Here is a 5215-nt window from a genome sequence, read left to right on the forward strand (position 1 = left end):
CGTTTCGGCGGCGACGAGTTCGTGGTGGTGCTGCCCGGCACCGACGCCGCGGGCGCCCTGCGCTTCGCCGAGCGCGCGCGAAGCTACTTCGCATCGGTGCCCTTCGTGTTCGGCACGGTGGCCGTGCGCGCCAGCCTAAGCGCGGGCGTCGCCTCGTGGCCCGAGGTCCAGGCCGCCACCGGCACCGAGCTCATCGCCTGCGCCGACGCCGCGCTGTACGTCGCCAAGCAGGAAGGCCGCGACCGCGCCTGCATCGCGCCGGCGGAAGGCGCGGTCAGCTGCTGATCTTCCGGCCAGCGGCCGCCGGAAGAGGATGGGCAGCGAGACGCCCCGGTGCGCAGGAAGGCACCGGGGCGTCCCGTCTTCCGTCACCCGGCTCCGCCGGCGCTCGGCTAGTCGGGCACCCGCTCCGGAGCCAGGGCGAACCACTGGGCCAGCCCGCAGCGCATGCAGATCAGTACGCTCACCGTGGGGCCCAGCCACTCCAGGTTCAGGAACGTCGCCCCGGCGGAGTGCAGCTGTGCTTCGCGCGCCGAGAACACGTCGTTCTTGCAGTGCGTGCAGGCCACCGGCAGCCCGGCCGCCGTGAACCGCCCCGGCCCAATGCCTTCCTGCGCCGCCCGGATGCCGGCCCTGAGCGCCTTGAAGAAGCTTCCCACGACAACCTCCTCCGCTGAATGGTGACCGGTCCGCGTGATCGCCACGATCCGCACACGTGGAGCAGGCGACCCTAGACCGGTGAACGGATTACGCGGTCGCCGCCGAGAAGTTGCGGAGCGGACGCGAACGCCGCAGTCGTCGTATAACCCGACGTCCCGCATCTCCGTCCCCGCCCGGTAGGGGAGCACCTGCGTGTGCTCCTCGGCCGAGCAGCACCGACCCATCGCCGAGCCCCATCGTCCGTCGGAAGATGGCCCAGCAGGCCGGCCGCTCCTGTCGTTCCGGATGCTGCCGTTCTTCGGATGGCATCGCGGAACGTGCCGCACTCGCATCGATCGCCGCGGCGGTTACATTCGTCGCGCAGGCAGGCCCGAGCCGCGCGGGGATGGCAAGCACCGGGCGCGAATCCTGCGACGGCGCGCGGGGCGTCCAGGTCATTCCGTTACAGGAGGTTGCAGTGCGTCCGCTGATCGCCGTCACCACCTCGATGGGCCCGGGAGGCTCGCACCAGCTTCCGCACGTGACGCTGAACGTGCAGTACGTGACGGCCGTCGAAGAGCCCGGCGGCACCGCGCTGCCGCTGACCCCCGCGCACAACCCCCAGTCCATCGAGCGCGTCATCGACGCCGCGCACGGGCTGCTGCTCAGCGGCGGCGAGGACGTGGACCCGGCGCTGTACGGCCAGGAGCCGCACCCGGAGCTGGGCTCGGTCAACCCCCCGCGCGACACCATGGAGATGGCCGCGCTCCAGGCGGCGCTTCGCCGCGGCATCCCCGTGCTCGCCATCTGCCGCGGCGTGCAGCTGCTGAACGTGGCGCTGGGCGGCACGCTCATCCAGGACCTGGGCTCGCAGCGCCCGGGTCCGCTGGTGCACGAGCAGGAGGCGCCCGTCCTGCACCGCTGGCACTCCGCCACGGTTCGCCTCGAGTCCGGCCTGCACTCCATCTTCGGGCGCACCGAGTTGTTCATCAACTCGTTCCACCACCAGGCCATAGACCGCGTGGCGCCCGGCCTGGAGGCCACCGCCTGGGCCGAGGACGGCATCGTGGAGGGCGTGGAGGGCCGCGGCCACCCGTGGATGTACGGCGTGCAGTGGCACCCCGAGCGCGGCGAGGCCGAGATCGTGGGCGACAAGCGCGACCCGGACCGCCGGCTGCTGTGGGCCTTCGTGGACGCCGCACGCCAGTTCATGGCCGGCGAGGGCGTCTTCGCCCCAGCCGCGCAGCCCGGAGTCTACCCCATCACCAGCGCCCCCCGCCGCGCCGTCCGGTAGACGCCTCGCGTCCTCAACGGACGCGAGGTATCGCGGCACCGTGTTTCCGCAGCACCTGCTCGGCCGTCCCAGCAGCTTCCTTCGCGCCTTCCCATCATCCCCGCAGAACACAGGAGAACCGCCCATGATGCTGATGACGCTCATCCCCTTCATCATCGGATACGTGCTGCTGATCGGGACCGTCGTGGCGGTCGTGTGGCTCGTCCGCAGCGTGATCTTGATGGAGCGCCACCAGCGCCAGATCGTCCAGGTCCTCGCCGCCATCGAGCTCGGCCTCCGCGAACGCCCGTAGCTCTGCCGCAGAAGGCAATGCAGGGGGCGATGCAGGGACGGTCTGGCGGGGATTGGGATGCGAGACGAAGGATGGGTGCGTGCCGATACAGCGGATGCGATAAAATCGCACCCCCACAACGACATCGCAGATCCGGTAGATGCGGATGCGCGGCCGGCCGGTCGCGCGGAGATGTTCGGAATTGCAGCCCGCGCAGGCGGGCTTCGTGCCGTCGTAGCCGCGGCTTTAGCCGCCAGGCGTTCGCACCGATGTACGCGGATCGACCGCGGTCAACCTCAACAGCGGTAGATGCGCTTCAGCTCAGCACGGTGAAATAATCCACCTCGTCGAGGCGGAACTCGATGCGGTCACCCGTGTTGGGGTGCGTGGCGGTCAGCACCTCGCTTCCGATGTCCGTGCGCAGCGAGAGGGGCACGATCACGAACTCCGTGCCCCGCCGCGAAAGCTGAACGCGCGACCGCTCCGTGATCGCGCGCTCCAGCCGGTCCAGCCGGTCCGGCGTCCAGTTCACGGCCCCTCTCCCGCGCCCGCCGTCGCCGCCCCCGCGGAGTCGGGCATCCCGGGCGCCGGCGCGGCCGGGACCGGCGCCGTACCTGCGGGCGGACGGGCGTTGATGCCTTCCGGGCGGACCGAGAGGTAGTACGTCTTGATGAAAAGCGAGTCCACGCGCGCGAAGTTGGGGTCCGGCAGGTCGCCGAACTTCACGCCGGGCTCGGGGCGGGGGATGGAGATGCCCAGGCTGTCCATCCACGCGTTGAAGTCCGCGCGCGCCAGCTTCTGGAGGTAGCCGTCCAGGCTCACGCCCGCGCCGCTGTGCACGCCGCGCAGCGCCCCCGGCCCTGGCGACGGCTCGAAGCGCACCAGGATGCGCCGCCCGTCGTGCGAGTGGACCCAGACCGCGTCGTGCACCACGCCGCTCTCGGCGTAGCCGGAGATGTGGAGCAGGCGGCCCAGCTCGCGGTCCTCCAGCGGCTTCACCTCGGCGAAGCTCTCCTTCTGGAGCGGCATCACCGGCGCGCGGTCGCGCCCGAAGCCCGCCATCGCCCCGCCCTTCTTGCGGTTGGCCATGGTGGCGTCGCCCAGGAAGAACGTGGCGGACGCCCAAACGAGCAGGCAGAGCAGGCTGAGCGAGCCCACCGCGGGCCACACCCAGTTTCCGCGCCTGCGTACGAGCCGTATGTCTGGCATGGCTGAAAGTGCTTCTTTCGGTTGATGTCGTGCGGAACGTCTGGCCCGCCGCGGGGTGCAAGGAGCGTTCCCCGCAGGGCCCCGGAAGGCGCGCGCAGCCTTGCCCGCCGCGCGCGCCGCCGGTTAAGATGATGCCCCCCGCTCGCGCGCGCACCCCCGCGCCGCCAGACCCACTCGTTCCGGAGGAAGCTGCCCGTGCCTCGTCCCGCGCCGTCCAACCCGCGGCGGTCGCCGCTGCTGCCGCTGTACATCGTGCTGGGCGTCGTCGCGCTGGCCGGCCTGGGGCTCCTTGCGCGCCAGCTCGCCAAGAAGAACGACCCCGCCGCCAACGCCATCGTGAAGGTAGACGTGCCGCCCGGCATGCTGAACTCCACGCCCGGCATGAGCATGGGCAACGCCAACGCGCCCGTGGTGATGGAGTTCGCGGACTTCCAGTGCCCGCACTGCGCCGAGTACGCCACGTACATCGAGCCGCTCATGCGCGAGAAGCTGGTGAACACGGGCAAGATCCGCTACGTCTTCTACGACTTCCCGCTGGGCGGCTTCCCGTATAGCGTGCTGGCGCACCGCGGCGGCCGTTGCGCCAACGAGCAGGGCAAGTTCTGGGAGTATCACGACCGCCTGTTCGCCAAGCAGGCCGAGTGGAGCGCCGCCGCCGACGCCGGCGCCGTGGCGGACCAGCTGGTGGCGTACGCCGGCGACCTGGGCCTGGACAAGGACAAGTTCGAGGGCTGCCTGCGCTCCGACAAATACTCCAAGGAAGTGTCGCAGAGCCGCGCGTTCGGCGAGTCGCTGCAGGTCAACTCCACGCCCACCCTGATCGCGAACGGCATGAAGATCCCCGCGCCGCGCGACTACAAGGAGCTGGAGAGCTCGCTTAGCCAGTCCCTGGGCCTCCCGGCGACTGCCGCGCCTGCCGCCGCCGCGCCCGCAGGCGGCCCGGCCGCCGGTGCTCCGGCCGCGCCCACCGCGGGCACGCCCGCCGCGCCCGCGAACCCGTGAGCGACCGCGCCGGCATCGCGCCTCCGGGCGCGTACGCGGATGAGGCCGGGGCGTACCCGGCGCCGCCGCTGTCGCGCATGCTGCTGTCGGTGCTGGCGCTGGTAGGCGTGCTGATCTCGGCCTACCTCACGCTGTACAAGCTGCACGTGATCGGCGAGATCACGTGCGCCGTGGGCAGCTGCGAGAAGGTGCAGAACTCGCCCTACGCGTTCTTCCTGGGGCTGCCGGTGGCGGCGTGGGGCCTGGGCGCGTACGTGACGCTCTTCGTCGTCGCCATGATGGGCCTGCAGCCGCGGTGGGTGGCGGCGCGCTGGGTGGCGCTGTCGCTCTTCGGCATCGCGGCGGTGGGGGTGGCGTTCACGGGCTACCTCACCTACCTAGAGGCGCGGGTGATCCACGCCTGGTGCCAGTGGTGCCTGGGGTCGGCCGCCATCATCGTCCTCGTATTCCTTTGCTCGCTCCCGGGGCTGCGGTACTCCCGGTGAGCGAGCGCATCGCATCCTGAGGCATCCATGCCAGAAAACGCCGCCCCCGCCCAGACCTCGCTGGTGCGCCTCGTCTTCGCGGACCAGGGCACCTTCCACGCAGAGACGGTGCACGTTCCCGTGGACCAGCTGGGCAAGTACGACCGCCTGATCGACCTCCTCCGCGAGGAGGAGAGCGTCACCCGGCACATGTACGTGGACCTGGACCGCCTCGTCTCCGCCTACGTGGTCGAGGAAAGCGACTGACGCTACAGCTTTCGGTAGATGTTGGTTTCGGTAGATGAAGAGAGGCCCGCGGCGATCACTCGCCGCGGG

Annotated in this window: 9 protein-coding genes; 6 read left to right on the forward strand and 3 right to left on the reverse strand. The window is 70.8% G+C overall.

The genetic code is table 11. The features are described from left to right. Positions 1-285 (forward strand): GGDEF domain-containing protein (locus VFE05_07565; GenBank protein ID HET6229908.1); only part of this gene is annotated, 285 nt, incomplete at its 5' end. Positions 286-392: 107 nt separating this feature from the next. Here VFE05_07565 and VFE05_07570 read toward each other — a convergent pair. Then, positions 393-659 carry a hypothetical protein gene (locus VFE05_07570; GenBank protein HET6229909.1) on the reverse strand — a complete coding sequence of 89 codons (267 nt, stop codon included), beginning with the start codon at positions 657-659 and terminating at the stop codon, positions 393-395. 458 nt (positions 660-1117) lie between these two features. On the opposite strand from VFE05_07570, the gene VFE05_07575 reads away from it, so the two are divergent. Together VFE05_07575 and VFE05_07580 are read left to right on the forward strand one after the other, a co-directional pair. Beyond that, positions 1118-1933, forward strand: coding sequence for a gamma-glutamyl-gamma-aminobutyrate hydrolase family protein (locus VFE05_07575; protein HET6229910.1), 816 nt, complete (start codon positions 1118-1120; stop codon positions 1931-1933). A gap of 124 nt (positions 1934-2057) precedes the next feature. Next, positions 2058-2225, forward strand: coding sequence for a hypothetical protein (locus VFE05_07580; protein ID HET6229911.1), 168 nt, complete (start codon positions 2058-2060; stop codon positions 2223-2225). 295 nt (positions 2226-2520) lie between these two features. On the opposite strand, the gene VFE05_07585 is transcribed toward VFE05_07580, so the two are convergent. Continuing rightward, positions 2521-2736, reverse strand: a complete 216-nt coding sequence (locus tag VFE05_07585) for a hypothetical protein (GenBank protein ID HET6229912.1) — start codon at positions 2734-2736, stop codon at positions 2521-2523. Next, the gene (locus tag VFE05_07590) at positions 2733-3374 is read right to left on the reverse strand and encodes a hypothetical protein (protein HET6229913.1); all 642 of its coding nucleotides are present in this window, start codon (positions 3372-3374) and stop codon (positions 2733-2735) included. The genes VFE05_07585 and VFE05_07590 overlap by 4 nt, the downstream gene beginning before the upstream one ends. A 234-nt stretch (positions 3375-3608) precedes the next feature. Between VFE05_07590 and VFE05_07595 the strand changes: the two genes are divergently transcribed. Genes VFE05_07595 through VFE05_07605 form a run of 3 tightly spaced genes read left to right on the forward strand, consistent with a single transcriptional unit; the run spans position 3609 to position 5146 of the window. Next, complete coding sequence (locus VFE05_07595; protein ID HET6229914.1) at positions 3609-4415, forward strand: DsbA family protein; 807 nt, start codon at positions 3609-3611, stop codon at positions 4413-4415. Then, positions 4412-4900, forward strand: a complete 489-nt coding sequence (locus tag VFE05_07600) for a vitamin K epoxide reductase family protein (GenBank protein ID HET6229915.1) — start codon at positions 4412-4414, stop codon at positions 4898-4900. Before VFE05_07595 ends, VFE05_07600 begins: the two co-directional genes overlap by 4 nt. Positions 4901-4927: 27 nt before the next feature. Next, complete coding sequence (locus VFE05_07605) at positions 4928-5146, forward strand: hypothetical protein (GenBank protein ID HET6229916.1); 219 nt, start codon at positions 4928-4930, stop codon at positions 5144-5146. The last annotated feature ends 69 nt before the right edge of the window (positions 5147-5215 follow it).

The sequence above is a fragment of the Longimicrobiaceae bacterium genome, assembly GCA_035696245.1.
Lineage (GTDB): Bacteria > Gemmatimonadota > Gemmatimonadetes > Longimicrobiales > Longimicrobiaceae > DASRQW01.

Excerpts from the sequence above, each read along its gene's own strand:
- VFE05_07580 (HET6229911.1), top strand. The coding sequence starts at position 2,058 with ATGATGCTGATGACGCTCATCCCCTTCATCATCGGATACGTGCTGCTG.
- VFE05_07605 (HET6229916.1), top strand. The coding sequence starts at position 4,928 with ATGCCAGAAAACGCCGCCCCCGCCCAGACCTCGCTGGTGCGCCTCGTC.